General features: G+C 73.8%; 27 protein-coding genes and 1 tRNA gene. 13 read left to right on the forward strand and 15 right to left on the reverse strand.

Translation table 11 applies throughout. The features are described from left to right. Window positions 1-87: 87 nt before the first annotated feature. Both CELGI_RS16625 and CELGI_RS14540 read right to left on the reverse strand, forming a co-directional pair. Window positions 88-2,820, reverse strand: coding sequence for an Ig domain protein (locus CELGI_RS16625; protein WP_013884893.1), 2,733 nt, complete (start codon window positions 2,818-2,820; stop codon window positions 88-90). Next, complete coding sequence (locus CELGI_RS14540) at window positions 2,817-5,162, reverse strand: glycoside hydrolase family 127 protein (protein WP_013884894.1); 2,346 nt, start codon at window positions 5,160-5,162, stop codon at window positions 2,817-2,819. Before CELGI_RS14540 ends, CELGI_RS16625 begins: the two co-directional genes overlap by 4 nt. Before the next feature lie 236 nt (window positions 5,163-5,398). On the opposite strand from CELGI_RS14540, the gene CELGI_RS14545 reads away from it, so the two are divergent. Beyond that, window positions 5,399-6,289 carry a L,D-transpeptidase gene (locus CELGI_RS14545; RefSeq protein WP_013884895.1) on the forward strand — a complete coding sequence of 297 codons (891 nt, stop codon included), beginning with the start codon at window positions 5,399-5,401 and terminating at the stop codon, window positions 6,287-6,289. A 39-nt stretch (window positions 6,290-6,328) separates the two neighbouring features. On the opposite strand, the gene CELGI_RS14550 is transcribed toward CELGI_RS14545, so the two are convergent. Both CELGI_RS14550 and CELGI_RS14555 read right to left on the reverse strand, forming a co-directional pair. After that, on the reverse strand, window positions 6,329-7,186 hold the full coding sequence (locus CELGI_RS14550; RefSeq protein ID WP_013884896.1) for a DsbA family protein: 858 nt from the start codon (window positions 7,184-7,186) through the stop codon (window positions 6,329-6,331). A 42-nt stretch (window positions 7,187-7,228) separates the two neighbouring features. Beyond that, window positions 7,229-7,684, reverse strand: coding sequence for a hypothetical protein (locus CELGI_RS14555; RefSeq protein ID WP_013884897.1), 456 nt, complete (start codon window positions 7,682-7,684; stop codon window positions 7,229-7,231). 258 nt (window positions 7,685-7,942) lie between these two features. Here CELGI_RS14555 and CELGI_RS14560 point away from each other — a divergent pair, with 258 nt between their 5' ends. Continuing rightward, on the forward strand, window positions 7,943-8,236 hold the full coding sequence (locus CELGI_RS14560; protein WP_013884898.1) for a hypothetical protein: 294 nt from the start codon (window positions 7,943-7,945) through the stop codon (window positions 8,234-8,236). 179 nt (window positions 8,237-8,415) lie between these two features. Here CELGI_RS14560 and CELGI_RS17415 read toward each other — a convergent pair whose 3' ends face one another. From CELGI_RS17415 to CELGI_RS14590, 6 genes are all read right to left on the reverse strand, one after another. Next, a complete protein-coding gene (locus CELGI_RS17415) occupies window positions 8,416-8,667 on the reverse strand; it encodes a hypothetical protein (RefSeq protein WP_013884899.1) in 252 nt (83 codons plus the stop codon). 38 nt (window positions 8,668-8,705) lie between these two features. Continuing rightward, window positions 8,706-9,797, reverse strand: a complete 1,092-nt coding sequence (locus tag CELGI_RS14570; protein ID WP_013884900.1) for an FtsX-like permease family protein — start codon at window positions 9,795-9,797, stop codon at window positions 8,706-8,708. An 83-nt stretch (window positions 9,798-9,880) separates the two neighbouring features. Further along, window positions 9,881-10,525, reverse strand: a complete 645-nt coding sequence (locus CELGI_RS14575) for an ABC transporter ATP-binding protein (protein ID WP_013884901.1) — start codon at window positions 10,523-10,525, stop codon at window positions 9,881-9,883. Beyond that, window positions 10,522-11,664: a peptidoglycan-binding protein gene (locus tag CELGI_RS14580; protein ID WP_013884902.1), complete on the reverse strand. Its 1,143-nt coding sequence runs from the start codon at window positions 11,662-11,664 to the stop codon at window positions 10,522-10,524. The genes CELGI_RS14575 and CELGI_RS14580 overlap by 4 nt, the downstream gene beginning before the upstream one ends. Beyond that, window positions 11,664-12,302 (reverse strand): hypothetical protein, encoded by a 639-nt coding sequence (locus tag CELGI_RS14585; protein ID WP_013884903.1) that lies wholly within the window; start codon window positions 12,300-12,302, stop codon window positions 11,664-11,666. The genes CELGI_RS14580 and CELGI_RS14585 overlap by 1 nt, the downstream gene beginning before the upstream one ends. 171 nt (window positions 12,303-12,473) lie before the next feature. After that, window positions 12,474-12,800: a hypothetical protein gene (locus CELGI_RS14590; protein ID WP_150104758.1), complete on the reverse strand. Its 327-nt coding sequence runs from the start codon at window positions 12,798-12,800 to the stop codon at window positions 12,474-12,476. A 100-nt stretch (window positions 12,801-12,900) separates the two neighbouring features. Here CELGI_RS14590 and CELGI_RS14595 point away from each other — a divergent pair, with 100 nt between their 5' ends. Next, window positions 12,901-13,188, forward strand: coding sequence for an IS3 family transposase (locus tag CELGI_RS14595; protein ID WP_013884905.1), 288 nt, complete (start codon window positions 12,901-12,903; stop codon window positions 13,186-13,188). Here the strand turns inward: CELGI_RS14595 and CELGI_RS17830 are convergent. From CELGI_RS17830 to CELGI_RS14605, 3 genes are read right to left on the reverse strand one after another with little or no spacing between them, the layout of a single operon-like run. Further along, window positions 13,139-13,429, reverse strand: coding sequence for a DUF6966 domain-containing protein (locus CELGI_RS17830; RefSeq protein WP_407636803.1), 291 nt, complete (start codon window positions 13,427-13,429; stop codon window positions 13,139-13,141). The genes CELGI_RS14595 and CELGI_RS17830 overlap by 50 nt on opposite strands. A 30-nt stretch (window positions 13,430-13,459) precedes the next feature. After that, a complete protein-coding gene (locus tag CELGI_RS14600; protein ID WP_013884906.1) occupies window positions 13,460-15,532 on the reverse strand; it encodes a hypothetical protein in 2,073 nt (690 codons plus the stop codon). Continuing rightward, window positions 15,529-16,188, reverse strand: coding sequence for an ABC transporter ATP-binding protein (locus CELGI_RS14605; RefSeq protein ID WP_013884907.1), 660 nt, complete (start codon window positions 16,186-16,188; stop codon window positions 15,529-15,531). Before CELGI_RS14605 ends, CELGI_RS14600 begins: the two co-directional genes overlap by 4 nt. Window positions 16,189-16,460: 272 nt before the next feature. On the opposite strand from CELGI_RS14605, the gene CELGI_RS14610 reads away from it, so the two are divergent. The 7 genes from CELGI_RS14610 (at window position 16,461) to CELGI_RS14640 (ending at window position 22,082) form a co-directional block, all read left to right on the forward strand. Continuing rightward, on the forward strand, window positions 16,461-16,952 hold the full coding sequence (locus CELGI_RS14610; protein ID WP_013884908.1) for a hypothetical protein: 492 nt from the start codon (window positions 16,461-16,463) through the stop codon (window positions 16,950-16,952). Further along, window positions 16,936-17,817, forward strand: a complete 882-nt coding sequence (locus tag CELGI_RS17485) for an efflux RND transporter periplasmic adaptor subunit (RefSeq protein ID WP_013884909.1) — start codon at window positions 16,936-16,938, stop codon at window positions 17,815-17,817. Before CELGI_RS14610 ends, CELGI_RS17485 begins: the two co-directional genes overlap by 17 nt. Continuing rightward, window positions 17,814-18,512, forward strand: a complete 699-nt coding sequence (locus CELGI_RS16825) for an ATP-binding cassette domain-containing protein (protein WP_013884910.1) — start codon at window positions 17,814-17,816, stop codon at window positions 18,510-18,512. The genes CELGI_RS17485 and CELGI_RS16825 overlap by 4 nt, the downstream gene beginning before the upstream one ends. Next, entirely contained in the window at window positions 18,509-19,648 is a 1,140-nt protein-coding gene (locus tag CELGI_RS14625; protein WP_013884911.1) for an FtsX-like permease family protein, read from the forward strand. The genes CELGI_RS16825 and CELGI_RS14625 overlap by 4 nt, the downstream gene beginning before the upstream one ends. A gap of 240 nt (window positions 19,649-19,888) precedes the next feature. Beyond that, the gene (locus CELGI_RS14630; protein ID WP_013884912.1) at window positions 19,889-20,776 is read left to right on the forward strand and encodes a hypothetical protein; all 888 of its coding nucleotides are present in this window, start codon (window positions 19,889-19,891) and stop codon (window positions 20,774-20,776) included. Between the two features lie 371 nt (window positions 20,777-21,147). After that, window positions 21,148-21,537, forward strand: a complete 390-nt coding sequence (locus CELGI_RS14635) for a LapA family protein (protein ID WP_013884913.1) — start codon at window positions 21,148-21,150, stop codon at window positions 21,535-21,537. Between the two features lie 119 nt (window positions 21,538-21,656). Then, complete coding sequence (locus CELGI_RS14640) at window positions 21,657-22,082, forward strand: hypothetical protein (RefSeq protein ID WP_169315163.1); 426 nt, start codon at window positions 21,657-21,659, stop codon at window positions 22,080-22,082. Between the two features lie 115 nt (window positions 22,083-22,197). Here CELGI_RS14640 and CELGI_RS14645 read toward each other — a convergent pair. Beyond that, a tRNA-Ser gene (locus CELGI_RS14645) sits at window positions 22,198-22,287 on the reverse strand. A gap of 87 nt (window positions 22,288-22,374) precedes the next feature. On the opposite strand from CELGI_RS14645, the gene CELGI_RS14650 reads away from it, so the two are divergent. Continuing rightward, window positions 22,375-23,232, forward strand: coding sequence for an NAD-dependent protein deacetylase (locus CELGI_RS14650; protein ID WP_013884915.1), 858 nt, complete (start codon window positions 22,375-22,377; stop codon window positions 23,230-23,232). On the opposite strand, the gene CELGI_RS14655 is transcribed toward CELGI_RS14650, so the two are convergent. Further along, window positions 23,229-23,711 (reverse strand): nucleoside deaminase, encoded by a 483-nt coding sequence (locus tag CELGI_RS14655; RefSeq protein WP_245528115.1) that lies wholly within the window; start codon window positions 23,709-23,711, stop codon window positions 23,229-23,231. The two genes, CELGI_RS14650 and CELGI_RS14655, sit on opposite strands and share 4 nt — an antisense overlap. A gap of 50 nt (window positions 23,712-23,761) precedes the next feature. Here CELGI_RS14655 and upp point away from each other — a divergent pair, with 50 nt between their 5' ends. Further along, window positions 23,762-24,397, forward strand: coding sequence for a uracil phosphoribosyltransferase (upp, locus tag CELGI_RS14660; RefSeq protein WP_013884917.1), 636 nt, complete (start codon window positions 23,762-23,764; stop codon window positions 24,395-24,397). 101 nt (window positions 24,398-24,498) lie between these two features. After that, entirely contained in the window at window positions 24,499-25,164 is a 666-nt protein-coding gene (locus tag CELGI_RS14665) for an SDR family oxidoreductase (protein WP_013884918.1), read from the forward strand. Window positions 25,165-25,168 lie beyond the last annotated feature (4 nt).

A 25,168-nucleotide genomic window follows, 5' to 3' on the forward strand; every position in this document is an offset into this window, starting at 1 on the left:
GGCGGCGTCGGGAGGCCTGGACGGCGGGACGCAGCAGGGCGCCCGCCGCCCCGGGGTCGGGTGGCGGGCGCCCTGGTGCGGGGCGGGTCAGCGGATGCGGACGGCACCCGAGGTGCGGCTCGTCGTCGGGAAGCCGGTCTTGCTGCCCGTGACGGTGACCGTGACCTTGTCGCCACGATCGGCGCCGCGCACGGTGTACGTGCGCGACGTGGCGCCCGTGACCGCGACGCCGTTCACCTTCCACTGGTAGCGCAGCGTGACGGTGCCCGGACCCCACGTGCCGGGGTCCGCGCGCAGCGTCTTGCCGACCGCGGGCGTGCCGCTGATCGTCACCGCACCGGCCTGCAGCGACCACGTGCGCGCCACCGAGGTGACGGTCACGGTGGTGTAGCCCGCCCGGGTGCCGGTGACCGCGACGGCGATCTTCTTGCCGACGTGCTTGCTGGTCAGCCGAAGCGTGCTGCCGGTGGCGCCCGTGATGGTCGTGCCGTCCGCGAGCCACCGATACGTCACGCCCGTGGGTGCGGGCTGCCACGTGCCGAGCCGGGCCGTGAGGGTCGAGCCGACCTTCAGGGTTCCGGCCACGGTGGGCCGGGGCGCGACGAACGTCGCCCGGGCGACGCGCCCGACTGGTCCGGACATGAGCGAGGCCGTGACGAGCCCGTCGCCGAACCCGGTGGCGCGCACCGTGATCGTCGCGCCGGCGTGCGCGGGCGTCAGCACCAGGCTCGGTGCGTTGCCGCCGAGCACCGCCGTGCCGTCGGCGTACCACTGGTACGCCAGGCGCACGCCGTCCGGTCCCCAGCCGGCCGCGGTCGCGGTGAGCCGCCGGCCGACGGTCGGGGTGCCCGTGACGGTCACGGTGCCGGGCTCGACGTGCCGCGGTGCCGGCGTGCAGTCGGGCACGGCGGCGGTCACGACGAACGACACCACCTGCGCGTCCCCGACGAACGTGTACCCCGTGGCGGGCCGCGCCACGACGGTCACGGTCTGGCCCGCAGGCACGGCGACCGTGCCCGTGACCGTCGCGCCGCCGATGCGGTACACCACGCCGGTGGTGGCCGGGATCGCGAGCGACCCGTCGACCGCCTCGCCCTCCACGCACCGCGGGGCGGTGAGCACGGGTGCCGCGGGGGTCACCGCGAGCGGGCCCGTGGCGGCGAGCTCGACCGTGCGGGTCTCCTCCTGGTTGCCCGCCAGGTCCTGCGAGCGCACGTGCACGTAGACGGGCCGGTCCGCGTCCAGCGAGACGCCGAACGGCTCGTCGTACGTGGCCCACATGACGTTCTCGCTGGACTCGGGGTCCGTGCTCGGGCCGTAGGAGAACAGCGTGCGGGACAGGCCCGCGCCGGGCTCGGGGTCCGTGGGCGTGAGCGTGAACGTCGCGGACGTCGCTCCCCGCACGTGGTCGATGCCGGTGACGGGTGCGCGCGTGTCGATCTTCAGCGCGCGCGTGCCCTCGCCCGTGCGGTCCTCGGTGTCGGTCGCGCGGGCCGCGACGGTCACCGCACCCTGGGCGTCGACGGTCACGGGCTCCGTGTACGGCTGCCAGTCGCCGTCGCCGATGCGCAGCTCCACGGATTCGACGGGCGCACCGCCCTCGACCACGCGCACGCTGACCTGCGGTGCCGTGGTGTACCAGCCCGACGAAGCGGGCGCGGAGTCCACGTCGACGACGACCCCGGGGGCCTCCTCGTCGACCACCGGTGCGATGACCCACACCGTGCACTCGACGGGCGGCGCGAAGCCGGCCACCTCACCCTCGACCACGAACAGCTGCTCGGGTTCCGCGTAGTCGGCCGGGTCGGCCGCGTCCCAGGTGACGGGCGTGGTCGAGTCGGCGCTGCCGTCCGTGTGCCATGCGGTCACGCTGCGCGCGCACACGGGTGCCACGCCGGGCGTGGTGATGGTCGTGGTGTGGTCCACCTCATCGACCGGGGACGCCAGGTCGGCGACCACGTGCACGGTCGCCGACAGGTCCACCGTGCCCGCGGTCCCGACGACCGCCGCGGTCCCGATCTCGCCGACGTCACCGGCGGGCACGGGGTCCCACGTCGCGTCGACGTACGTCAGCGGGCCGTTCTCGGGCAGCACCCACACCTCGTCGGGAAGGCTGGGCGCCTGCCCGACGAGCGTGCGCACCGCGACGTCCTCGACCGCGATCGGCGCGTCGGGGTCGACGGGCTCCTCGGGCTCGGTGCCACCGGTCCCCCACGCCTGCCACTCGGTGGCGGCCACCGCGTAGTACGGGTCGGGCGTGCCGCGCTCCTGCGCGTCCAGGACGATGCGCAGCGCCGTGGTGGTCACGGGCGTGAACGTCACGGTGTTGGGGCCGAGCACCTGCGCGGTGCCGGTCGCGATCGGGTACGTGGCCACGTCCACGGGCTGGAAGTCGCCCGCTGCGTCCTTGTACTCCAGGTGCCACGCCGCGGGGCTCAGCACGTTCGCGGAACCGTTGGCGTCGTTCCAGAACCACACCGCGGACCGGCTGACCGTGACGGGCCACTGCCAGTCGTACTGCGCCCAGTGCTGCGGCTCGAACTGGCCGTACGTGCCCCACACGGAGCCGTGGCCGTCGGGCGTGGCCTCGGTGCCGTCGTTGAGCGCGGACGCCTTGTTCCAGCCGGGCACGTAGCTCACGGTCGGCTCGGCGATCAGCGCGACGTTGGTCTCGACCACCTCGTCGGCAGCCGCGAGCGCGGCCGCGGGCACCCCGGTGGCCGCACTCGCCGCCGTCCCGGCCGCGACTCCCGCACCCAGCAGCGTCCCGACGAGCGTGAGGGCGGACAGGCCGGCGACCAGCCGGCGCCGCGCGCTCATCGGGTCACCGCCGGCCGCGTGAAGGGCGCGCGGGCGACGGCCACGAGCACCTTCTGCCGGTCCCGTGCGCTCATCAGGCGTTCGGCGACCCAGGCCGCGGACGTCGTCTGCACGCGCTCGAGCAGCTCCTGGCGGTCCGCGAACGGCGCGGCCGACCACACCTCGTCGAGGAAGGACGTGCCGTCCGGGCGTGTCGGGTTGGCGGCGCCCGAGTCGACGCCCGCGAACGTGATGCGCTTCTCGGAGCGTTGCACGTACATGTGGTACGCCACGTCCTGCCCGGAGAACGCAGGCTCGAACCGCTGCGTGCCGATGGTCACGTAGCCCTGCTCGTCGACGTCGACGCCGCGGGACAGCGAGCCGTCCAGGCCCATCCGGTCGTACAGCGAGACCTGCAGGTACTTGGTCGAGGAGCTCAGCGCGCTGAGCACCACCGGGCCGCGCTGCAGGGACTGGATGTCGGGCCGGTCGATCGTCGGCTCGGCGCGCAGCGGGAGCGCCAGCGTGATGGTCACCTGGTCACCGGCGGCCCATGTGCGGTCCACCGAGAGGTACGTGCCGGGCGTCGCGGTGCCCGCGGCGGTGCTCGCCACCGTGGCGCCGTTGACGGCGACGACGAACGACGTCGCCCACGCCGGCACGCGCAGCCGCAGGTCCAGCTCGCCCGCCCCCTCCGCGATGCGCAGCGTGACCGTCTCGTCGTTCGGGTAGTCGCCCTCCTGCACGATCCGCAGGCCGCGGCTGGTCCAGCGCAGCTCGGACGGGACGTACAGGTTGACCCACAGCGCCGAGTCGTCGGCGGAGCGGAACCAGATGGAGTCCTGGTACTTGACCGGGCTCTCCAGGCCCGTGCCGCCGCAGCACGTGCCGATGTTCCCGTTCCCGTACTCCTTCCGGGCCCCGGGCCCCACCGGGAACATGTACAGGTTCTGCGGGCTGGTGGTCGAGGCCTGGTCGCGCTTGCCACCCAGGATGTGGTTGAGCACCGTGCGCTCGTAGTAGTCCATGTACGCGGGGTCCTGCTGCTCGAAGAACAGCGTCCGCGCGACCTTGAGCATGTTGTAGGCGGCGCACGACTCGGCGTTGCGCGGGCCGATGTCCCCGGCCACCGTGTTGGCCGGGCCCCACATCTCGCCCTCGCCCGTGCCACCGTGCGCGTACATCCGGCCGGGCACGATCATCCCGAAGAAGTTGCGCGTGGCGGCCGTGTACGTGGCGTCGCCCGTCCAGGCACCCAGCTTGGCGTAGCCGACGAACGTGGGGATGTGCATGTTGGCGTGCTTGCCGTTGAGCGTGTCGCGGTCCTGCGCGCACGCGGTCACCAGCGAGCGCAGGTCGAACAGCGCGGCCGCGGCCAGGAAGTCGTCACGGTCCGCCGCGGCGGACAGCGTGTAGAGGTCCACCAGGGCGTCGTTCATGCCGCCGGCCTCACCGCCGATGTAGATGCCCCACATGCGCTCGAGCTGCTCGGGCGTGCACGCGGACAGCCGTGCGTGCGTCCAGCGCCCGAGCCCCTCGGCCAGCTGCAGCGCGAGCGCGCTTCCGGTGTACCGGTAGGCGTCGATCAGCCCCGCCAGGATCTTGTGGCACGTGTACCACGGCGCCCAGATCTCGCCGTAGGGCGCGTACGCCTCGAGCGCGCTGAACTGCCACTCGCCGTAGGCCGCCAGGAAACCCGGGTGGGAGTACTTTCCCGTGGCCGCGAGCGCGGCGCGGCACTCCTCGAGCCCGTCGACGAAGTCGTCGACCTTGTCCAGGATCGCCTGGTCGCCCGTGGTCGCGTACGCCATGGCGAGCATGGACAGGAAGTGCCCGCCGTAGTGGCCGCGCAGCAGACCGCCGGCCCCGCGCGTGTTCTGCCCCCGCACGTACTCCGCGGGGCCCCAGCGCTGCTCGTCGGGCGCCGGACCCAGCTCCTCCCAGCCGCCCGGTGCGCTGGCACCCCTCACGTCCAGGTTCGCGTTGCGGCGGAACACGACGAGCACGCGGTCCACCGGGTACGCGCGTGCCAGGTCCACCATCTGCTGCTGAGCGCGCGTGAAGACCGACTCGCCCAGCGAGACCTCGGTGAGGTTGAAGGGCCGGACGGTCCACGACGCGGGGTAGGCCGGGACGTGCTCGGCGGCGGTCGCGGCGTCGCGGGACAGCCGCGGGAGCGCGGCGGCCGCTGCGGGGCGCGCGCCACCGAACGCCCCGGGGACCGCGCCCGCGAGGCCGACGGCCGCGGTGGCGAGCGCTCCCGCGCGCAGGACCGTGCGACGGCTGAACGGTCGCTGCGCGAGCGCGGCGCCGGGTGGGCGCGTCTCGCTGCTCGGTGCGGACGGGTGGTGGTGCTGCTCCATGTGCCCTCTCCCTGGTCGACGTTGACCTCGCCGGGCGGTCGGTGGCAGCCGCCGGCCCAGCACCGCGCCCGGGCATCGGTGCTCGGGAACGGGGTGCGCTGCGAGTCTTCCCCGATGGTCGCGGGCTCGCAATGGGTTTCGGTCTTTTCGGCGAGGCAATGTGCCCGAGGCACCCGATCGGGGGCGCGCGTGTCCGTGGACCTGCCCCGGGGCACCATGAAGTCAGGAGGAAAGCCATGAGCCCGCACCGCCTCGTCCGCCACGCCGTGCTCGTCGCTGCGCTCCTGGTCCCGTCGCTGGGCGCGTGCGCCGCGCCGCGACCGGACACGCCGCCCCCGCCCGTCGTCGTCCGCGCGCCCGTGGCCGTCTCCAAGACGAGCGCGCCGCCGCCCGACGTCCGCGTGGACCTCACCGGACTGGTGACCATCGACCCGACGCACGTGGTGCCCGGGCTGCCGGGCCTCGACGGGCTCACCCAGCTCGCCTCCGACGATCCCGCGCTCGGCCGGTGGCGCACCGTCGTCGTGGTGCGGGACACCGCCGCCTACGCCACCCCCGGCGGCGGGTCGGCGACGCCCGTGGGCGTGCTGCCCGCGCGCACGTTCCAGGCCCGGACGGTCGTGCCGGTGGTCGACGAGCGTCCGGGCTGGCTGCGCGTCATGGTCGCGGCACGCGGCGCGCTGCCGAGCCGGGACGCGACCCGCACCAACGAGCGCACCGCGTGGATCCGCACCGGTGACACCCAGCCCGCGGGCACCGACTGGCGGATCACCGTCTCCACGGCGCGGCAGACCATGACCGTGGACGACGGCACGGCCGTCACCACCTACCCCGTGCTCGCCACCGGCAGCCCGTCACGTCCCACACCGCCGCGGCCGCAGTTCGTCGTCGGCACGTTCTGGACCGACCCCGGCTCGACCACGCCGCGGATCATCCTGCTGTCCAGCCAGAGCGAGACGATGGACGACTACGACCGCGCGACGGGCACGTCCGCGACCGCGTTCCACACCACCACGCTCGCGTCCCGTGGCGAGGTCTCCAACGGGTGCATCCGCGTGTCCGACGACGTGCTCGACGTCCTGTGGCGTGCGGTGCCCGCGGGCACGCTCGTGCTGGTGACGCCGTGAGCCCGCGCCGGCCGCCCGAGCGACGGCCGGCGCGGCCCGTCAGCCTCGCGCCGCCTCGACGGCCGCCCGCAGAGCACCCGGGACGGTGAAGTTCTCGGTCCAGCGCACCCCGTCGATCGTGACGGTGGGCGTCCCGACCTTGCCCTCCTCGTTCGGCGGGATCTGCGACATGCCGGCCGCCGCCCAGCCCGCGAACGTCCGGCCCTGGTCACCCTGCTCGGTGAACCGGGCCACCACGTCGTCGTCGACACCCACCGACCGCGCCACGTCCGCGATCTCGTCGTCGCTCAGGCCCGGCGTGTTCTCCTGCGGCTGCGTGCCCTCCGCGAACAGCGCCGAGAGGAACGCGGTGAAGTGCTCGGGGTCCTGATCGGCGATCAGCCCCGCCGCGTTCGCAGCACGCGTCGAGTACGCCGTCCCGCGGGACAGCTCGTCCAGCGCCGCCACCGGGTGGTAGACGACCGTCACGCCCTCCTGCTGCGCAAGCTCCTCCAGGTCGGCACCGTTGACCCGGTCGAAGATCCCGCAGTACGGGCACATCGCGTCCAGGTAGACGTGCACGGTCACGCCGTCCTCGGCCGCGACGCCCGCGCCGGCCGCACTCACGGGCACGCCGCCGTGCACCGGGTCGGCGGCGCGCGGCAGCACCACTCCCCCGACCGTCGGGCGGGCCTCGGGGAACTTCGCCGCGTCCCCCTCCCGCTGCTGGAGGAACGTCACGACGAGCGCCGTGAGGAGCCCGGTGAGCGCGAGGGCGAGGATCGTCACCGCGGCCACGCGCTGCGACCGGCGCTTGCGCTGCGCGGCGATGCGGTTCTGCTGGGCCTGCAGCCGCGCCTGCTCGCGGCGTTCGGCGTTGGTCAGGGGCGCGCCGGGGCGCGCGTCGTTCGTGGTCATGGTCGGTTGCTCCGTCGGTCGTCGGTGGGGATGGGTCGCGGCTCACACGAGCCGCGGCGGCCCCCTGTACGACCACGCGCTCGCATGCCCCGCACCCCGCGCCGACGACGCGCGGAACGTCGCGGGCACCCGCGTGCCCACGCGCGGCGTCCACGCCGCACCCGTCCCGACGACGAGCCGCGCCAGCAGTCCCCGCACCGCCGCGACCAGCGGCGAGACGGCGCGCGCCACGGCCGGGACCGCCGGCGCCAGCAGGAAGGGCACGCCCAGCAGCGGCAGCACCGCGACCGCGATGAGCACCGCCGCCCGCGCACCCGTGGAACCGCCGCCACGCTCGTCGACGCAGCCCGTGACCTGCGCCGCGGTGCTCAGGTGCAGCTCGAGCGCCGTGCGCCAGCCGACCGGCACGCAGGTCTCGGCCACCGCACGCCCCTGTGCGAGCACCGTCGCCCACACCAGGGCGACGGTGACCACCAGGGCCCGGCCGCGTCCCGCCACGTCGGCGAGCCTAGACCTCCGGGATGTCACCCGTCCGGGACGGGTCGGCCACCCCCTGAGCGCCGAACGCTGCGCCGCGTCCCCGACGCAGGCGGATGTCACGACACGGATGTGCGGCGCGTCACGCCGGACTTCTCGTCGGCGCGCCGGTGAGCGCAAGACCGTCGTCGGGCGCCCAGGGGCGCACCAGAACGGGGGGCACGTGAACAGAAGACTGCGCATCGGAGCGCTGGGGGCCGCTCTCGCCGCGGTGGCGGCGTGACTCAGCTCAACGTGTCCTCGACCGTCTTCTGCCGCGATGTGGTGACGGCGCGGGATGCCTGGCTGCTGTCGGGCACACGGCCTCAGACCCCTGCGGTCGCGCGCCCCGATCATCCCGAGGACGGGTTCGACGAGTTCATGGACGGCTGGGTCTCGATGGTCGACGACGCGGTGGACTCGGGTGACCCCGACGGCCTCCGGGACTGGCTCCTGGGCGACGGCGGGTGCCGTGATGTTGTGGCTGACCCGCAGGACCCGCAGCGGACGATCGTCGATGTCCTGGCGGGCTAGCGCGGCGGGTCTCGTCGTGCTGGTCGCGCTGTGCGGCTGCACCGACGACGCACGTCCCGAGACTCCCGCGGCGGCACCGTCCGCCACCGCCGCGGACGAGAAGCCTCGCGCGACGGTGCTGCAGCGAGACTTCGCGCTCGACTACCACCTGGACGCGACGACCGCCGACGGCGTGCCGATCACGGTCGCCTCGCACCGGCCGACGAGATCACCGGCAGCATCGCCGCCGCCACCGCGATCCTGCGCAAGCACGGCTTCGAGGTCGTCGAACCCGCGGCCGCGACGCGCGTCGCACCACGGCCCGCCACCCGGGCCTCGTCGCCCCGGACGTCCACCCGCGCCGCCACCACGACGACCGCACGCCGCTCCACCGCCGCACCCGAGCGCGTGGCCCCCGTCTGCCCCACCTGCTCGATGACCCTGCCGGGCACCGGCGTCTGCGACTACTGCGACTGAGCTCGCACCGCCGTCACGGCACGCGCAGGATGCGCACCGGGTCCGCCCGGGCCGCCGCGACGGCCGGCGGCACCGACCCGACGAGCGTCACCAGCACCGCCAGGACGAGCACGCCGCCGACGAACGAGGCGGACGGCCACGCCACACCGTCGATCCGGAGCGCGACCAGCCCTCCGATCCCGCCCAAGACCGCGCCCACCAGCCCAGCGCACGCCGACTGCACGAGCACCAGAGCGACGACCGCAGACCTCGTCGCCCCGAGCGCACGCCGGCGACCGAAGTCCCGACGCCGGCCCGCCACGGCCCCGAGCATCGTGACGGTCACGAGCACGAGGCCCACTCCGAGGACGCCGGCCATCGTCTGCCGCGACGCGGCCCCCAGGCGGCCGGCGACCACGTCGCGCAACTCCAGGGCGCCGTCCGAGACCGAGACGTCGACCGCGGCCGGCACCTCGGCGACCAGCAGAGCGCGCAACGCGTCGGCGACCTCCTGCGCGCCGGTCGCCGACCCGGCGAGCACGTACACGTAGCGCAGCGGAACGTCCTCGTCCGCCCCCGCCGGTCGCAGAGCACCCTGGTCGATGAAGCTCAGCGGCCCGGACCCGTGGATCTGACCCACCACCGCAAGCCCGCGCGTCCCGTCGCTCACGGCGCCGGCGACGTCCGGCATCCGCAGGGCGCTCGACGCCGCACGCCCGACCACCACCTCGCCGGGGCTCGTCGGAAGGCGTCCGACGGTCAGCGCGACGTCCGCCGGGAGGTCGCCGACGAACGCGCGCAGAGGAACCGGACCCGCACGCCCAGCGCCGACGTTCTCGACGTCGACCGCAGGACCCAGCCCGAACGCCCAGCTCACAGAGCCGAGAGCGGCGACGGAACGGACGGTCGCCGGGTCGATCCCGGCCTCACCCGTGGTGTCCGTCGCGACGACCAGACGTGTGCCGACGGCGTCGATCGACGCGACGACCGCCGCTTCGGTCGCAGCCGCACGGCCTGTCGTCAGCAAGGTCACCAGAGTGACGAGGGCGACGACGACCGCGGCCGTCGCGGTCGCGACGGGCTGGGCGCGTGCGGTGAGGACCGCATCGCGGCCCAGTGCGCGCATCCGCGGAGCACCGGCGAGCTGCGGCCGCGACCTCGCGGCCCCGTCTCGGGTCGCCGCGACCGGTGGTGCCACGCGCTCGACCGTCACAGGGTGACCCGCTCGTCCGCACGCGCGGCGAGGCGCGCGTCGTGCGTCGCGACGACGACCGTCGCGCCGGCCGCCGCGGACTCCGTGAGGACCTCCCACACGACCTGCGCGGAGTCGTCGTCCAGGTTGCCGGTCGGCTCGTCGCAGAACAGCACGGGTGGGTCGGTGACCAGCGCGCGGCACATGGCGACACGCTGCGCCTGGCCTCCAGAGATCTCACCGGGCCGGTGATCGGCCCGGTGCCCGACCCCGACGCGCCGCAGCAGGTCACCCGCCCGGTCACGCGCGGTCGCCGCGGCCATACCGGCGAACAGCGCGGGTTCGCAGACGTTGTCCATCACGGTGCGCGCGGGGTCGAGCATCGCATCCTGGAAGACGAAGCCCGACGTCGTCGCACGCCATCGTGCGCGGCGCCCGTCCGGCTGGGTGTCGAGGACCTCGTCGTCCCACAGGACGTGCCCCGCCGCGGGTCGCAGCAGGCCCGCGACCAGGTACAGCAGGGTGGACTTCCCGCGGCCCGAGGCGCCCGTGATCGTCGTGACCGCCGCCTGCGCGAAGTCGAGGTCGAGGTTGCTGATCACCAGCGGCGCGCCACGCCGGTACCGGAAGCCGAGCTCCCGGACCGTGAGCCGCGCGCTCATCCGGCGGCAGCCGTGGCGTCGGTGTCCGGCTGATCGCCCGGATCGCCAGCCGGATCGCCGCCCGGCTGGTCCGGCTGGGCTTCGGGTGAGCCGGCGAACAGCAGGACCCGAGTCCCGGCCGCGATCCCGGTCACGACCGCCCGCGTCCCGTCCTGCGCCTCGATGGTGACCGGTACCCGGTCTCCGTCCCGTCCGACGAGGAACGACGAACCGTCCGCCGCGGTCGCGAGCGCCGCCAGCGGGACCACGGGTCCGGTGACCTCCGGTGCGGTGACGATCGTTGCGGTGGAGGTGAGCTGGTCGTCGGTGAACGGGAGGTCTGGGCACTGCTTCGCGCACAGCGGGTCACCGTCGGCGGTGAGCACCTGCCACGTCGTCGCGCCCGACTCGGCCGAGACGGCGGACTCCCCGACGACGCCCTCGACCTGCGTCCCGTCGAGGTCGACACGCACGGCCTGCCCCGTCGTCGGGGTCTGCGTCCGCCGGTCCGCGTCGAGCCGGATCGTGACCTCGGGCACCGACTGCACAGGCACCAGGAGGTCCGCTCCGCCGGCGACGGTCCGGCCGACCGTCACCTCGGCCGCAGGCGTCATCCGGGTCGGCAGCTTCGGGACGAACACCACCGAGCCCGCGGCGACCGTGCCGGTCGACGGCTGTCCGGACGCCTTCTGCCAGGCACGAACAGCTGTCTGCGTGCTCGACCCGTAGACACCGTCCGGTTCGGTCTCCAGGTACCCGAGGTCGGCGAGCATGCGCTGCAGCTGGTCGACGTCGGCGCCCTCGTCCCCGGGGGCCAGCTCACGGAACGACGGCACGCTTCCCTGCGCCACGACGACCGGGTGCAGGTCGAGCGTGAGCAGCACGTCGCCCTGGTCGACAGGCTCTCCGGGTGTCAGGTCGATCGAGGTGACCATCCCGCCCTGCGGGCTGGTCAGTGCGGGGAGCCGCGGCCACGAGACCGTCACGGGTGCCTCGATCGTCGACCCGATCACTCCCTGCTCGACACTCACCAAAGCCGGAGCGCTGGACTCCGCCTGCGGCGACGGCGGGACGAACGTCGCCCGGCCCGCCCAGAACCCGAGGCCACCGGCGACCACCGCGACCGCGGTCCACGCCACCGCCGCCCGCGCGCGTCCCATCACAGCGCCGAGTACTGCGGGCACTGCACCTCGGCACGTTCGATTCGGCCCGCGAGCTCGGCGTTTCCCGGATCGTCCTCGACCATCCGTGCGAGTTCCCCGTACGGGCTCCACACCTCAGCACTGGCCCCGTCTTCGCGACCACTGATCAATGCCTCGACCCACGCCTCACGGGACGGCGGCTCGGGAATGTCGAACCCGAGGTGCTCCAAGCATGCCGCGACATCTTGCTCTGCGTCGTACTGGACGCCGAGCTCGTCCGCAGTGGGTTCGTGCGGCGCCGGATAGCCGAGTTCGATGCGGCATTCCTCCACATCCGCGTCGAACCTCTCCAGCTCTGAGCGGTCCTCGTCCTTGCCGAACACGAAGGGCTCTTCGGACCCACCGCCGGCCATCATCGTGCGGTCCCAGCCCTTGTCGTCCATGCACCGCTGATACCCGAGCCGGGACTCCTCCGACTCGCGCGCCTGCTCCGCGAACCACGCCGGCGGAGACCACTGCGCCTGAGCCTGCGGCGTCTCGCCCGTGCACGCCGACAGACCGTGAACAGCCCCAACAACAAGCACCCCGCCCAGCATCCATCGCCGAGCAACCAGTCGAGCTTGGCGCGTCCGATTGTCCATCACTGCCATCGTCATTCCCCCTGCTATCCCTTTGGCCGGACGCACTCTCGCACATCCGCCTCAGAGCCGCACCCAAAGCCAGCCACCTGGTACGGCACCATCTCACGCACGATGTCTACTCCGTGTCGCACGAAGGCGTGGGTCGCACGGCGGCACCGGTGCGACCCACGCCGAATCCTTCGGCGCCTAGATCGTGCCGCAGTAGCGGCTGGCGCTCGCCAGATCGTCAGCGATCACCGTGACCGAGGTTGCCATCTGCTTGGCCGTCTTGGTTGTCCGCGTCTTGTAGGCCAATCCGTTGGCGTAACGCCACCCGTACCGCGCCCCCTCCGGGGTCACCAACTCGTGATACGTGTCACCCCAGCTGTAGGTCTTGATGTGAACCTGCCAGCCGGTGGAGGACGTGCACGTGATGTCCGCACTGTTCGTCCACGCCGACGCTCCGACAGCACTGCCGACGATCAGCGCTGCGCTGGCGATAAGTGCCAGAGCGGCGCGCTTGGTCTGCTTCAAACGCATTGACTCCCCCTAGAGTCTTGAAGTGAGAGGGAGCCTGGCCCGCTTCTCCGGACACCTGGTCTGAGGCGATGATCGTCTCGGAGAGGAGTCCTGGATGCCTGCAGCCAAGCCGCCTGAGTTCCGGCGCCGAGCAGTGGATCTGGCCCGATCGGGTCAGCAGTCGGTCGCGAAGGTCGCCTCCGATCTGGGGATCAGCGAGTCGTGCCTGCGCCGGTGGGTGGCCCAGGACGACGTCGACGCCGGTCGCCGTGAGGGCGTGAGCAGCGACGAGCGGCGTGAACTGGTCGAACTGAGGCGCCGCAACCGAGTCCTGGAGATGGAGGTCGAGATCCTCAAGCGGGCCTCGGCCTACTTCGCCCGGGAGAACGTGCTCCCAAAATGAGCGCCCGGCTGGTCCAGGAACTGGCGGCAGGCTCGATCGTGTGGCCGTTGAAGGGATCGAGGAGCAGGTCGTTCAAGCTGCCCATCCCCCCGAACGCGCGACGGACTTCACGGGGATCGAGGGCTCCCGAGTCGAGGGCGACCAGGCGATCTCGAGCCCACCCGGCCCAGAACTGCTCGTCCGCATCGTCGAGGAGGTCGCGCAACTCGACGAGGACCTGGCGCAGCTCTCCTTCCGGCACACCGACATCGTGTCCGCTCGGCCACCCGCGTCAGCGCCGCGCGCGCCGACGCTGCACAGCCGCCAGCGCGGCGAGCAGCACTGCAGCGAAGCCAACCACGATCGCGCACTCGAGCAGGATCACCGTGGTCGCGGTGGCAGCGAGGTCGGCAGCGCTCGCCGCCCAGGTGAACAGGACCGCGGCCGCGCCTGCCGCCGGGACGGCGACAGCCATGGGCCACGCGACGCTCCAGCGCTGCACCGAGCGGACCGTCCGCGGCTCGGCGCCGAGCGCCAGCAGCACCGCGTCCTCGCCCGACACCGCCAGGACACGGTTGCCGAACGCGAGAGCGGCCCCCGCGCTGAGCAGGGCGGCTGCCGCCACGAGTGCCGCCGCGCACCAGCGGGCGATGTACGGAGCCGCCATGGCCACCTCACCCCGCGGTGCGACGTCGGCCGCGGGCAGGTGGCTCGCCGCGGCCTCGACCTCGTCCAGGCTCACCGCGCCTGTTCGCGCCAGCACCACAGCGCCGCCCGCCACGACGTCGGGGCTAACCTCCTCGACGACGTGCGCGACCTCGACCGGGGCGCCCAGCGCGATGCGCGCCCGCCTGACCAGCGCGTCGGGCTCGCCGCACCCCTCGTCGGCGAGCCCACGGGCCAGGTCCTCGCACGAGTCGAAGACCGCGGTGCCGCTCGACGTCCGGTAGCCCACCGCCACGCCGGGCAGCGCGTCGCGCAAGGACGCGACGTCGCCGGGGCGCGGCTCACGCCATCCCACCTCGTACACGCCGGAGCTCTCGGGCGCATCGGCCGCTGTCATCTGCAGGTACACACCGGAGCCTGCTCCCAGCACGAAGACGAGCAGCGCGAGCGTCGCGGCCGGGCGGGCAAGACCCCGCGCATCCGCTGCGAGGCGACGCCCGGCGAGCCACGGTCCGACACCGCGCAGCCGGGCCAACGGCACGGCCGCCCGCCGCACCAACCAGGGCAGCGCCAACGGCAACGCGAGCGTCGTCACCACGAGCGTGGCGAGAAGGATCAGCACGCTCGTCGGCCGCGTGAACAGGCGGGCAGCGACGATGCCGGACACCGCGAGCCAGAGCGGCACGGCACTGAACCAGCGAACCCGCCGGACCGAGCGGCCGCGCACCGACGGGTCGCCGGGCCGGAGCCGAAGCGCGCCGACCGCGCCGGCGACGACGACGGCCGCGAGCGCGATCGCCGCGGACTGCCCGGCGGGGATCGAGAGGTCCCCGGCCCGCAGGTCGATCCCGGCGACCGGGACATGGCCGACGTGCGGGGCCGCTGCGGCGCACGTCAGTGCCGCGACGAGCGCGGCGGGTGCGACGAGCGCTGACGTCTCGAGTGCGCCGAGCGCCATGAGATCGACGGGGCGCGACCCGAGCAGGAACAGCACGCGTGCGCGGCGGGCGCGGACGTCCGAGCCGGCCGACGCGGCCGGGACCAGGGCGACCAGTGCGGGGATCGTCAGCAGCCACAGCGAACCGAACAGCGCTGCGAGCGGTGACGGCATGATCGGGTCCGTCTCCACGCTCAGCTGGGGTGACGTCGCGTCGGCGACGCCGAAGCCGGCGACCGGTGCGAGCGCCCCACCCGCGCCGAGCGAACGCCCGTCGGCCGGCCGCGCGTACGCGTACCACTCCGACGGCGAGGCGAGTCCGTCGTCCCCGATGGTGCCGCGCACACCGGATCCGGCCGCGGAGGTCCGCCACCCCAGGGCGTCCGCGACACCCGCCTCGGCGAGCGCCGGTGACACGACGTAAGTCCCCGGGTCCGGCAGCCGGCTCAGGCCCGGCGGCACCGGAGCGTCGCCGGCCCGCGGGTCCAGCCACAGCACCGGGAACTGCCGGACGTCGAGGAACCCGCCGCGCACGACCGCGTGCAGCGGTGCGTCGGGCGATGCGAAGTCGACTGCGGGCGTCCGGTCGAGGATGCGCTGCGCGGCCTGCTGCGACGCCGAGACGATCCCCGCCCCCAACGCCATCGCCGTCACACTCATCAGCGCCGCGAGCACGAGCGTCACCTGACGCCAGCGTTGCGAGCGATCGGTGCTCCACGCGACACGCACCGCCAGGGAGACGATCAGGCTGGCGCGGCTCACACGTGTGCCACGTGCGCGTCGGCGCGCAGGTCCACGACGCGGTCGCACAGCGCCACGACGTCGGGGTCATGGGTGGCGAGGACGGTGGCGACACCCGCTGCACGCGCGTTCGCCGTCAACAGCCGGGCGACGGCGAGCGCGTTCGTCCGGTCCAGCGAGGCCGTCGGCTCGTCGGCGATCACCGCGTCCGGACGCGACACGAGCGCTCGCGCCACCGCTGCGCGCATCGCCTCGCCGCGGGACAACGTCCCGGGGGACGCCTCGGCCTTGTCGCCCAGCCCCATCGACCTCAGCTGCTCCTGCGCCCGTGCCACGGCCGCACGCCGCGCTAGCCCGGCCAGGACCAGCGGCAGCGCGACGTTCTCGACGACGCTCAGCTCCTCCAAGAGCTCAGGGTCCTGGAACACCACTCCCAGGTGCTCGCGGCGGAACGTCGCGCGCGCCCCCGTCGGTAGCGCGGTCACGACGACCCCGGCGATGGTGACGGACCCGGAGCTGGGCACCTGGACTCCGGTCAGCGCACGCAGCAGCGTGCTCTTGCCCGAACCCGACGGCCCCACGACCGCGACCGCCTCGCCCGGTGCGGCACTCAGGTCCGTGGCCTCCAGCGCCTGCACGCCGCCGACGCTGACCGCCACCGCAACCGCGTCGATCACGGCCGGTCCCGAGGCGCGCGCTCGCCCGGCTCGACCGGGGTCACGTCAGCGCCCCGCTGCGGCGTCGGCCCGACGCGGACGCCGTCGTCCCCCTGCACGAACCCACCATGGCCGGAAACTAGCAGCCGCCCCGCGTCGGCACGCCTCGTTCCCTTCGGGTACCGACCGGTCGGCGCTGGTGTGACGCGCGTCACGCCCGGCCCTTCGTCGGCGCGCCGAGGACCGGCAATACCGTCGTCGGGCGCCCGGGGGCGCACCAGGACGGGGGGCACGTGAACAGAAGTCTGCGGATCGGAGCGCTCGGGGCAGCGCTCGTCACGATGGCGGCGTGCGGCGCGGGCACGCCGGACCGCCTCGAGCCGGACTCGCCGGCGCTGGCCGGGCTGCCTCCGGACGTGGTGCAGGAGCGGCTCGCCGACCCTGAGCTCCTGGAGACGGTCGACTCCGCCCCCGAGGGCGAACGCGTCCTCATGACTCAGCTCAACGTGTCCTCGACCGTCTTCTGCCGCGATGTGGTGACGGCGCGGGATGCCTGGCTGCTGTCGGGCACACGGCCTCAGACCCCTGCGGTCGCGCGCCCCGATCATCCCGAGGACGGGTTCGACGAGTTCATGGACGGCTGGGTCTCGATGGTCGACGACGCGGTGGACTCGGGTGACCCCGACGGCCTCCGGGACTGGCTCCTGGGCGACGGCGGGTGCCGTGATGTTGTGGCTGACCCGCAGGACCCGCAGCGGACGATCGTCGATGTCCTGGCGGGCTAGCGCGGCGGGTCTCGTCGTGCTGCTCGCGCTGTGCGGCTGCACCGACGACGCACGTCCCGAGACTCCCGCGGCGGCGCCGTCCGCCACCGCCGCGGACGAGAAGCCTCGCGCGACGGTGCTGCAGCGCGACTTCGCGCTCGACTACCGCCTGGACGCGACGACCGCCGACGGCGTGCCGATCACGCTGGACGGGCCGCGTGGCACGCGCGTCGTGCCGACGGTGAAGGACGGGACGCCCGTCGAGGCCGGTGACCAGGTGGCACGCGTCGAGGTGGACCGCGCATACCGCGCCGAGCTCGCGGCGGCGGCCGGGACGAGCCGCATCGACGCGGCGGCACTGGACGCCCTCGAGGAGGCTGCGGGCGTGCTGCGAGCACCGGTCGCTGGCGTGGTGGACCACGCCGGCGGTCACCTGACGCTCGCGGCGACCGGCACGGACGTGGTGACACCGCTGTCCGGGCTGCAGGACCTCCGCCTGCGTGCGCTGGACATCCGCGCGGTCGCCACCGTCGAGACAGTCGTCGGGCAGCGCGACGTCGCGTGCGCGCACGTCTGGGTGGTCCCGGACCTGGACGGCGACGACGAGTCCACCGCAACCCTCCGGTGCCGCCTGCCGCGCACGGCCGAGACCGCCCCCGGTCTGCGCGCCGGCCTCGCGGTCACGTCCGAGGTCATCGCGGACGCGACGCTGGTGCCGAACGCCTATGTGGGCTCCGACCACTCGGGCTACGTCGTCACCGTCGTCGACGGCGGGACGGAGCGCGAGATCCCGGTGGACGTCGGCCCGAGCGACGGCGTCGTGCGGGTCATCCGGACCCCGCTGCCTGTGGGCGCGGAGCTCGTCCTGCCCGCCACCGCCCCGTGAGCGCGCCCCCGGTGGTCGAGCTCGAAGCCGTCGTGGTCGAGTACCCGACCGGTGCCGAGCCCGTCCGGGCCGTCGACGGTGTGACTCTCGCGGTGCAGCCGGGGTCCTCGACCGCCGTCGTCGGCCGGTCCGGCAGCGGGAAGTCCTCACTGGTCGCGGTCATGGGCCTCATGCGGTCCCCGACGTCGGGGCACGTGCGCGTCGAGGGCCGGGCCGTGGACTCCGCCCGTGTCCGGCACGCGGTGCGGGCCGGCACGATCGCCATGGTCTTCCAGTCCTTCCACCTCGAGACGCATCTCAGCGTGACCGAGAACGTCATGCTCCAGTGGTTCGTCACCCGCAGCGACGAGTCGCGCCGGTCAGCGCGGCAGCGCGCGGCGGACGCCGCTGACCTCGTCGGACTGGGTCATGCCGCGGCGCGGCGGGTGAGCGACCTGTCCGGCGGCGAGCGCCAACGAGTCGCGATCGCGCGGGCCCTGTTCGCCCGCCCGCGTCTCCTGATCGCCGACGAGCCGACGGGCAACCTCGACGAGACCAACGCCGAGCTGGTGTGCTCGCTGCTGTACGCCGCGCCCGCGCAGACGGGCGCGGCGGTCGTCGTCGTGACGCACGACCCCGTCGTCGCCGCCGGCGCCGACCGCACCGTCCGCATCGTGCGCGGCCGGCTCGCCGCGTCCCCGCAGGACGTCGGGTGAGCCGCTCCCTCCGGCTCGCCGTGGTCCTCGCGCGCCGGTCGCCGTTCCGCATCGTCATGCTCACCGTGCTGACCACGGTCGCGATCGTCATCTTCGCTCTCGTGTCCGAGCTCGCGCGCGTCTCCCAGGAAGGCCTCGACTCCGCGATCGTCCAGGACTCCGGCCTGCACGGCTCCTACGAGGTCTCGCTGGACGGCTCGCTCCAGGCGAGCGACGCCACAGTCGACGAGGCGGCACGGCACACCGCGGCCGGCCTCGGCGCGAGCGTGTGGGGCCAGTGGGTCGACCTCCCCGAGACCCGTTCCGAGTGCCCGCCGTTCGAGCAGGTGGGCGAGCAGTCCCTGCGCGTGCTGTGGCGCGCACCGGGGGTCCCGTTCGACCTGCCGTTCGGCGACACCGGCGGGATCGACACCGTGTGGTGCATCGACGGCCAGCAGATCCCGCCCGACGCGCTCTACCTCCCGGACGCCGACCACCAGGCCGTCTACGGCACGCGCCTCTACCTGCGCGGCGACTACCAGGACCTCGTCCTGCTCAGCACCACAGGTCCTCTGCGGCGGGGATTCATCGTGGTCACCGGCCAGGACCAGGACCTGTCCGACGAGGTGCACTCGCTCGCCCTGGAGACGATCGCCCCGCTGGCCGCGTCCACCGAGATCGACCCCGGGCCCCGCGTGACCGTGCAACGCATCGATCAGGAGAACGCCTCGGTCCGTGACGCCTCCCGCGGGGTCGGCCTCACGTACGGCGTCATCGGCTGGGGCGTGCTCGTGCTCGCCGGCATCGCGCTCGTCGCCGTGCAGGCCATCGTCACCCGTCAGCGTTCGTGGTTCTACGCCCTCGCCCGGTCGATGGGCGCGGGCACGTGGCGCATCGCCGCCATGCTCTCCGCCGACACGGCGCTGGTGCTGGTGGCCTCCTCGGCCGCGTCGCTCGCCGTCCTGACCACCGCGCAGCCCGCCGTCCGGGACTTCGCGGACCGCGCCTTCGGCGTCGACGCCCACGTGCTCGACCTCGACGTCGCCGTGACGCTGGCCGCCGGGCTCGGTCTCATCTTCGGCGCCACGGTCCTCACGTCACTCGTCGGCACCGTGCGCCGTGACCCCATCGCCGTCCTGGAGTCCCCACGCGACTGAGGAGTTGCTGCACGGTGCACGCCGCGCGAACGGTCGACAGGGCGTCATCGGGCGGTCGTCGTCACGCGCGCTCAGACCCAGCGTCGCGGACCGCCTCCGAAGACCTCCGCGGCCTTCCGCAGACGGTCGGATGGTGCCACGGTGTCCTTGACCGCGTGGAGCGGGCTGATCGGATCGGGCCGTGACACCGGTGGGCGGCCGATCGGCCCGCTCGAGCCCCGGACGCAGGCAGGGGGACGGATGCACACGAACTCCGCATGGGTGAGCGCCGCGGTGCTGGTGCTGGTGACGGGCTGCGCGAGCGTGACCTCCCCGTCGGCGTCGCGTGTGGCGGACGCTGAGGACGTCGTCTACCGGGCCTACGACGCCGCGTACGGCTCACTGGAGCAGAGGCAGGCGTTCGCGAGGGGCCTGTGGGACAGGTCCCAGGACGCGGCGCAGGCCTGCATGGCCCGCAAGGGCTTCGAGTACCTCCGGCCTCCGGACCCCGACCCGGGGCTCCGTCCCACGAGGCTGACCGGCGGTACGGGGTCCAACGAGGTCCACCCGGTCAGCGCGGCCGGGTGGCGACTCGCCGAGGAGTGGGTCGCGATGCACCCGCCGGAAGAGCCGGCACCGTCCGCCGCCGCCGGCGACGACTACACGGACGCGCTCAGCGTCTGCTCGAGCGGTCCGGACTTCTCTCCGCCCTGGGACGTCCCTGCCTCGGAGCCCCTGCAGGTTGCCATCAGTGACGCCGTCGCCGAGGTCGTCGCGCTCCCTGCGGTCCGCGACGCCTGGTCCCGCTACCCCGCCTGCATGTCGGACCACGGCTACCCGACGATCACGACCTCGAAGGAGCTCTACCTCGCCATCCAGAAGGAGTTCTCCCGGCTCATGCCCCTGGGCGGGAGCTCCCCGAGCCCCGAGCTCGACCAGGCCAGGAAGTACGAGCTCGCGGCCGCGCAGGCCGACGCCGACTGCCGCACCACGACCTACGAGCTCGCGATCGTCGCGCTCGCCGCGCGGCTCGGGCCCTGGCTCGAGGAGCACCCCGACCTGGTCGCCCAGTCGATCGCAGGCTGGGACTGCGCCGGGGACTGCCCGGCGGTGGGTACGACGGGCCGACATCAACGACGGCGTCGTTGACGGCCAGACGTCCAGTGAGCAGAACGAGCTGTCCCAGCTGCGCCATGGGACGCTCCGGTTGCACCAGGAGGACGACGAGATCCTGCGCCGCGCGGCGGACTACCCCGCTGCCCGCTCGCTCCCGCAATGCTCCCCGCTGGTCCGTGATGTGGCCGCAGTGAGCATCCCGGTGCGGTCTGCCTGCGGGGTGCTCGAAGCGGGCGTACTACGCCTGCTTCCGCATCCGGCGCGTGGCGCCCGATGCACGGCGCTCGAAACCTGAGCCGCCCCGACCAGCCATGAGCGCTCGAACGAGCGTACGATGGCAGGAGTTCCGGGATGACCTGCTGTCAGTCGACGGCTCACCTCCTGGCACGGTGAAGGAGGGCGTCATGCCCGTCCAGCGCAACACCAGGTCTCACTCATCGTCCTCGCCTCTCGACGTGCCCCTGCGCCCGCTGCCTGACGGCTACCGGCCGTCGAAGGTCGCCAACGGGTCTCCCACGGACAGGCCGGTGCGCTCGCGGACCGGCGCCGCCTGGGTCGGCGTGTGCGTCGGCGTCCTCGTCCTGATCGCCCTCGTGGTGTTCATGATGCAGAACACGACGCCGGTCGAGGTCACGTTCCTCGGGATGTCCGGCTCGGCCCCGCTGGCGCTCGTGCTCCTGATCGCGGGCATCGGCGTCGGCCTGATCGCCCTGGTCATCGGGAGTCTGCGGATCGGGCAGCTCCGTCGCCGCATCCGCTCGGACCGGCACGCCGCCTCGGTGTCGACCCTGTGACAGCCAGTCGCCGCGCACCAGCGTCGACTTCTTCCACCTGAACAGGGGCCACCGCCATGACGACCACCGGTAACACCGCCCACTCCCCTGCGACGCCCGCCACCGACGGCCCCGGTTCCGTGACGAGGGACCTCCGCCTGCTCTCGGTCCTCGAGTCCGGGCTCCCCACTCAGCTCGGTACGCCCGACGAGCCCGCCGCCTACACGGTCCCGGCCGTGTTCTCCCGGCAGGTCAGCCACGACGAGCGGGCCCGCATCGAGGCCCCCGCGACCGCCCAAGCCCTCGCGGCGCAGATCGGCGCCCCGGCGGACGGGCCCACCCTGCGGCTCGTCGTCTCCGACCGTCGCCTCCTGATCGAGAACACGACCCTCGCACAGCTCCACGACGGCCTCGCCGCCGCCCTGGCTGCCATGCTCCGCGACCTCGGGCGCGACCTGCGGGCGCAGACCTCGGAGCGGGCGGTCGAGGCCGAGGCCCTGGCGGTCGGCGAGCGTCGGCGTGCCGCCGCGACACACACGGTGGCCGAGTCGATCCGCTTCGTGTGAGGCCGTCGTGCACGCCCAGCCAGCGGTGCGTCCTCGACGAGGTCCGGGGCGGCCCCCAGCTGGAGACCACCCCGGACTTCGTGAGCTATCGAGGTCCACCTCGGTGAACTCGACATGGCGGTAGCGGTGGGATTTGAACCCACGGTGGACTTTCACCCACACACGCTTTCGAGGCGTGCTCCTTAGGCCGCTCGGACACGCTACCTCGGTGCAGAAGGGTACCCGCTCGGAGCCCGTGCACCGAATCCAGGCCGCCGAGCACCCCGCGGCCGGTGCGACGTAGCGTGGGCGGGTGAGCTCCGACGACGCCCGCCCCGTCACGCCCGGCTCGCTCGCGGACGTGATCGAGGTGCTCGCGGGCCGCCGCCTGGCGGTGCTCACGGGTGCGGGCGTGTCCACGGACTCGGGCATCCCGGACTACCGCGGCCCGGACTCACCGCCGCGCACGCCGATGACGTTCCAGCAGTTCATGGGCGACGAGGCGTTCCGGCGGCACTACTGGGCGCGCAACCACGTGGGCTGGCGGCACGTGGGCCGGACTCTGCCGAACGCGGGCCACCGCGCGCTCGCGGAGCTGGAGCGCCGAGGTGTGGTCGGCGGGCTGATCACGCAGAACGTGGACCTGCTGCACCAGGCGGCGGGGTCGCGGCACGTGATCGACCTGCACGGCCGGTACGACCGTGTGGTGTGCCTGGACTGCGGCACCGTCATCTCCAGGGCCGAGCTCGCGGACCGGCTGGACGCGCTGAACCCCGGGTTCGTGGAGTCGGTCGGCGCGGTCGGGGACGTGGAGATCGCGCCGGACGCGGATGCGGTGATCGAGCAGACCAGCCACTTCGTCGTCGCGGCGTGCGCGGTGTGCGGCGGGGTGCTCAAGCCGGACATCGTGTACTTCGGGGAGCTGGTCCCGCGTGAGCGGGTGGAGCGCGCGTACGCGATGGTCGACGCGGCCGACGCGCTCCTGGTGGCGGGCTCGTCGTTGACGGTGCAGTCCGGGCTGCGGTTCGTGCGGCACGCGGCACGGACGGGCAAGCCGGTCGTCGTCGTCAACCGCGGGGCCACGCGCGGGGACCGGTACGCGGCGGTGGCGCTGGACGGCGGCACGTCGGAGACGCTCACGGAGCTGGCGCAGGAGCTGCCGGCTCCTTAGTCCTCGCGCTGCGCCTCGAAGAAGTGCCGCAGCAGCGTGGCGCACTCGTCCTCGCGGACGCCGCCCACCACCTCGACGCGGTGGTTGACGCGCCGGTCGCGGACCACGTCCCACTGGGACCCGCACGCGCCGGCCTTGGGGTCCCACGCGCCGAGCACCAGACGCGGGATGCGCGCGAGGACCGTGGCCCCCGCGCACATGAGGCACGGCTCGAGCGTCACGACGAGCGTGCAGTCGTCCAGCCGCCACCGGCCGAGCGCCTCCGCGGCCGCGCGCAGCGCCTGCACCTCGGCGTGGCCGGTGGGGTCGCCGTCCGCCTCGCGCACGTTGCGCCCGCGTCCGACGACGGCACCGTGCTGGTCGACGACGACGGCCCCCACCGGGACGTCCCCGGTGGCCACGGCGTGCCGGGCCTCGTCGAGCGCGAGGCCCATCGCCCACGCGTCCTGGGGCGCGGGCGGGCGCGCGGGGCCGGTCATGCGGCCATGATGGCGCACGGCAGCCTCGTCGGGACGAGTAGCCTGCACGCATGCGCCTGCACGTCGCGGACCACCCGCTCGTCGCCCACAAGCTCACGGTCCTGCGGGACGTCACCACGCCGTCGGCCACGTTCCGACTCCTCGTCGACGAGCTCGTCACGCTCCTCGCGTACGAGGCGACGCGGGACGTCCGCACGCGGGAGGTGGAGATCACCACCCCGGTCGCGACGACGACGGGCACCAAGCTCGCGCAGCCGCGCCCGCTCGTGGTGCCGATCCTGCGCGCGGGCCTGGGGATGCTCGACGGCATGACGCGCCTGCTGCCGTCTGCCGAGGTCGGGTTCCTGGGCATGCAGCGCGACGAGGAGACGCTCGAGGCGATCACGTACGCCAACCGCCTGCCCGAGGACCTGTCGGGCCGGCAGTGCTTCCTGCTGGACCCGATGCTCGCCACGGGCGGCACGCTGGTCGCCGCGATCGACTACCTGCTGCAGCGCGGTGCGCGTGACGTCACCGCGGTGTGCCTGCTCGCGGCGCCCGAGGGCATCAAGGTGGTCGAGGACTTCGTCGGGGACCGCGCGGACGTGCAGGTCGTGGTCGCGGCCGTCGACGAGCGCCTCAACGAGAAGGCGTACATCGTGCCGGGCCTGGGCGACGCGGGCGACCGCCTGTACGGCGTGGTCTGACCCCGCCCCGACGACGCCCGCGGCCGCTCGGGCGCGACGTCACCCGTCCGGGCGAACCCTCCCGGTCGCCGGACCCACGGCGCCTGCTTAGCGTGGGCGCCATGCGGATCGCGGTCGCGGGTGGGCACGGGAAGGTCGCGCGCCACCTGGCCCGCGCGATGGCGGCCAACGGTGACGTGCCCGTGGCGCTCATCCGCTCGCTGGACCAGGTGGACGACGTGACGGCCGACGGCGCGGAGGCCGTGATCCTCGACCTCGAGCGGTGCAACGCGCTCGACGTCGCGGGTGTGGTCTCGGGTGCCGACGCCGTGGTGTTCGCGGCGGGCGCCGGGCCGGGCAGCGGTGCGAGTCGCAAGGACTCGGTGGACCGCGGCGCAGCCGCGATGCTCGCCGAGGGCGCGCACGCGGCCGGGGTGCGGCGCTACGTGCTGATCTCCTCGATGGGGGCGGACGCCGCTCCCCCGCCGGGCACGGACGACGTGTTCGCGGCGTACCTGCAGGCCAAGACGGCCTCCGAGCTGGACCTGCGTGGACGGGACCTGGACTGGACCATCCTGCGGCCGGGCATGCTGACCGACGACGAGCCGACGGGCCTGGTCCGGCTCGAGGAGTCCGTGCCGCGCGGCGCGGTGCCGCGCGCGGACGTCGCCGCGGTGCTGCTGGCGCTGCTGCACGAGCCCGCGAGCGCGGGCCTGGTCCTCGAGCTGACGTCGGGCGTCGTGCCCGTGGCCGCGGCCGTCGCCGCGGTGGTCGACCCCGCGGACTGAACGG

The sequence above is a fragment of the Cellulomonas gilvus ATCC 13127 genome (assembly GCF_000218545.1).
GTDB classification, from domain to species: Bacteria; Actinomycetota; Actinomycetes; order Actinomycetales; family Cellulomonadaceae; genus Cellulomonas; species Cellulomonas gilvus.

What these genes read in the sequence shown, in the direction of transcription:
- CELGI_RS16625 (WP_013884893.1), bottom strand. Translation starts at nt 2,820, where the DNA reads ATGAGCGCGCGGCGCCGGCTGGTCGCCGGCCTGTCCGCCCTCACGCTC.
- CELGI_RS14540 (WP_013884894.1), bottom strand. Translation starts at nt 5,162, where the DNA reads ATGGAGCAGCACCACCACCCGTCCGCACCGAGCAGCGAGACGCGCCCA.
- CELGI_RS14545 (WP_013884895.1), top strand. Translation starts at nt 5,399, where the DNA reads ATGAGCCCGCACCGCCTCGTCCGCCACGCCGTGCTCGTCGCTGCGCTC.
- CELGI_RS14550 (WP_013884896.1), bottom strand. Translation starts at nt 7,186, where the DNA reads ATGACCACGAACGACGCGCGCCCCGGCGCGCCCCTGACCAACGCCGAA.
- CELGI_RS14570 (WP_013884900.1), bottom strand. Translation starts at nt 9,797, where the DNA reads ATGCGCGCACTGGGCCGCGATGCGGTCCTCACCGCACGCGCCCAGCCC.
- CELGI_RS14575 (WP_013884901.1), bottom strand. Translation starts at nt 10,525, where the DNA reads ATGAGCGCGCGGCTCACGGTCCGGGAGCTCGGCTTCCGGTACCGGCGT.
- CELGI_RS14580 (WP_013884902.1), bottom strand. Translation starts at nt 11,664, where the DNA reads ATGGGACGCGCGCGGGCGGCGGTGGCGTGGACCGCGGTCGCGGTGGTC.
- CELGI_RS14585 (WP_013884903.1), bottom strand. Translation starts at nt 12,302, where the DNA reads ATGACGATGGCAGTGATGGACAATCGGACGCGCCAAGCTCGACTGGTT.
- CELGI_RS14595 (WP_013884905.1), top strand. Translation starts at nt 12,901, where the DNA reads ATGCCTGCAGCCAAGCCGCCTGAGTTCCGGCGCCGAGCAGTGGATCTG.
- CELGI_RS17485 (WP_013884909.1), top strand. Translation starts at nt 16,936, where the DNA reads ATGTCCTGGCGGGCTAGCGCGGCGGGTCTCGTCGTGCTGCTCGCGCTG.
- CELGI_RS14630 (WP_013884912.1), top strand. Translation starts at nt 19,889, where the DNA reads ATGCACACGAACTCCGCATGGGTGAGCGCCGCGGTGCTGGTGCTGGTG.
- CELGI_RS14635 (WP_013884913.1), top strand. Translation starts at nt 21,148, where the DNA reads ATGCCCGTCCAGCGCAACACCAGGTCTCACTCATCGTCCTCGCCTCTC.
- CELGI_RS14655 (WP_245528115.1), bottom strand. Translation starts at nt 23,711, where the DNA reads ATGACCGGCCCCGCGCGCCCGCCCGCGCCCCAGGACGCGTGGGCGATG.
- upp (WP_013884917.1), top strand. Translation starts at nt 23,762, where the DNA reads ATGCGCCTGCACGTCGCGGACCACCCGCTCGTCGCCCACAAGCTCACG.
- CELGI_RS14665 (WP_013884918.1), top strand. Translation starts at nt 24,499, where the DNA reads ATGCGGATCGCGGTCGCGGGTGGGCACGGGAAGGTCGCGCGCCACCTG.